The following is a 2,621-nucleotide window of genomic DNA, read 5'->3' as shown; positions in this document are numbered from 1 at the left end:
GGCGGTGAAGTCTGCGCTCACATCCGATCCGGCCAGCGCGCGCATCACCAGTGCCTCGCGCGCGCCCGGCGGTGGCGAATTCAGCTCCAGGTGGTACTGGTAGCGGCGGCGGAAGGCCGGGTCGATCTGCTCGATGCGGTTGGTCACCCAGATCACCGGCACCGGGTTGCTCTCCAGTACCTGGTTGACCCAGGCCTTGCCGGAGACGCTGGCGCTCGCGCTGTCCCCCGCGTCCAGCCTGGCCAGCAGCTGCGCGGTGTCGCCATGCAGCGGCGGGAACACGTCTTCCACCTCGTCGAACAGCAGCGCGACCTGCGCGTGGCCCTTCAGGAAGGCCTGGCTGATCTGCAGCGAGCGGTAGCGGTCCCGGCCTGAGAGTGCGTTGCCGTCGCGGTCTGCATGCTCCACCTCGTACAGCGCCAGCCCGGCAGCCTGGGCGCAAACCTTGGCCAGCTCGGTCTTGCCGGTGCCGGGTGGCCCGTAGAGCAGGATGTTGACGCCCACCGCGTGCTGCGCCACCGCCTCGCGCAGCAGCCCGGCCAGCACCTGCACGTCGTCGGCCACGAAGGAGAAGTCGGCCGGCTTCAGTTCGGTGGCGCGGGCCGGGCGGGTGAAGACGGCCATCAGGTCGTCCGGCCCGCGGTATTCGCGCATCAGCACCGTGGGAAGCTGTTCGCTGACCTTCATCAGGTCCGCCAGGTCGGTCACGTTGTGTTCGGAAATCAGGTTCTCGACCATGCCGATGCGCTCCAGCCGCGAGCCGGCGCGCAGCGCCTCGGCGACTTCGCGTGCGTCCACGCCGGCCACGCGCGCCAGCGCCGCGTGCGCCTCCTGCGCGCTGGAGACCTTGAATTCCAGCAGCAGCCCGCGCAGCTCGCGCTGGTAGCGTGCCAGCGTGCCGTACAGCAGCAGCGCGCGCTCGGCCGGGTTCAGCTGCAGCAGTTGGCCCAGAGCGGCAATGTTCTGCTGCACCAGGGTCGAGTGCTTCTGCAGGTCGCGCGCCAGCCAGTCGGCGGTGGCGCTGAGCACGGCCATCAGGTCCTTGGGCGTGTCCTTGAGGTAGTCGTCCAGGTAGAAGAACAGCGTGCCTTCTTCGTACGGGCCATTCCAGGCGCCGTGGCGGGCCAGGAAGGTGGCGTCGTCCAGCCGCTCGTGGCCCAGCCAGGGGCCTTGTGGCAGGCCGCGGCGCTGCAGGAAGCGGCGCAGCCTGTGCAGCACCGCCTGGGGCCAGACCAGGTGGCGACCGGTCAGGCTCAGCAGCGCGCTCCAGTCGCGCCGCAGCGGGAAGCGGCTGACCTGGGCCAGCGTGAGCGCGAGCACGAAATGCGAGCACATGCGGTCCAGCACCGGCGCCTGGCTCAGGCCTGGCGACAGCAGCAGCTGGGATTCCGGCACACGTTCGACCATGGATTGCCTCGCAGCAACGGGCCATGCGGCCCGGCGAGGCCGATCTTGGCGCAGCCGTGAGGGGTCGGCAAGCCCCGGGCGGCCTGCCTTCAGCTCGGCAAGATGGCGTCAGTGCAGCGCCATCGGCTGCTGGGCCAGGCCGGCGTAGGTCGCGACAAAGGCTTCCAGCGTGTCCTCGTCGGCCTCTTCCTGCACCAGTGCCTGGGCGCGGGCGCGGAAACCACGGGCCAGTTCACCGTCGAGGAAGATGCCCTTGCGGGCCGCTTTGTCGACGATCTCGTAGCCGCTGGTGCCGCTGTCGGAAGGCTCACCCGCCTGGGTGCCGCTCGCCAGCTCGGCCACGTCGATCTCCAGCACGGCAAAGCTGTCGGAGTTGTAAAGCATGTGCATCAAGGCGCTCCAGTGGGGGTCTTGCCCTGCAGATGCCGGCCCGCCGGCCGAATTCAAGGGCTGGTGCTGTGGCCGGGCGGCGGCGCCGAGGCGGAAGTCTCGGCTGGCGGCGGCAGGCCGTCCAGCAGCGTCAGCGTCAGGCTGTTCTCTCCCGGCACAGTGGTGAAGCGCAGCTGGGCCGGCAACATGTCGCGTTCGCGCGCCAGCCAGACCTCGATGCGCTGGTCATACGGCCGCTGCGGCTCGCGCACCAGCCGCCAGGCGGGCAGCGGGTGGGCCTGGTTCGGCAACTGCAGCGGCGGGCCGGCCTGCACCTCGAACTGCCAGAAGTCCAGGTCGCCGCGCACCGTGGCCACCGGCAGCGTGACCAGCGTGCCCACGCCCACTCCCAGCCCGTCGCTCCCCGCGAGCGCCTGCACGATCATCGGCAGCTGCAGCAGCCAGCTGGCCCTGTCCTGCGTGCCTGGCATCAGGCGCTGCATGCCGCTGGGGCCGGAGAAGCTGATCAGCTGCTTCTCGCGCTGGAAGTTCACCGCATGCTGGTCCTTGCCGCGCTTGCGCTCGACCATGCGCACCGGCAGCAAGCCCTGGTCACCCAGCTCGCCGCTGCTCTGCCAGTCCTGCTCGCCTCGCCCGCCTGGCAGGCTGACCTGCCAGTGCAGCGTGTAATGCTCGCCCTGTGCATCGGGCTGCCACAGCAGCTCGGCCTGGCCGGGTTGGCCGTCGTTGCGCTGCGCGCTGTAGCGCAGTTGCAGAGGCTGCGGCAGCGTGAGCGTCGGCAGTTCCGGCATCAGCCCGCCGATGTCCGGCAGGCCGGGTTCCGC

At 70.3% G+C, this 2,621-nt stretch carries 3 protein-coding genes; all 3 read right to left on the bottom strand.

The window, feature by feature from the left end; all coding sequences use genetic code 11:
* Window positions 1-1,407: AAA family ATPase (locus tag FKP22_RS26735; protein ID WP_141290985.1), on the bottom strand; the 1,407-nt coding region annotated here is incomplete at its 3' end.
* A gap of 108 nt (window positions 1,408-1,515) precedes the next feature.
* Window positions 1,516-1,797, bottom strand: a complete 282-nt coding sequence (locus tag FKP22_RS26730; protein WP_141290983.1) for a BTH_I0359 family protein — start codon at window positions 1,795-1,797, stop codon at window positions 1,516-1,518.
* Between the two features lie 53 nt (window positions 1,798-1,850).
* On the bottom strand, window positions 1,851-2,621 hold a 771-nt coding region (locus FKP22_RS26725), incomplete at its 5' end, for a DUF3108 domain-containing protein (RefSeq protein ID WP_141290981.1).

Source organism: Ideonella azotifigens (assembly GCF_006519715.1).
Lineage (GTDB): Bacteria > Pseudomonadota > Gammaproteobacteria > Burkholderiales > Burkholderiaceae_C > Ideonella > Ideonella azotifigens.
Note: the sequence above shows the minus strand (reverse complement) of the source record. Positions and strands in the feature narration are given on the sequence as shown.

Excerpts from the sequence above, each read along its gene's own strand:
- FKP22_RS26730 (WP_141290983.1), bottom strand. The coding sequence starts at position 1,797 with ATGCACATGCTTTACAACTCCGACAGCTTTGCCGTGCTGGAGATCGAC.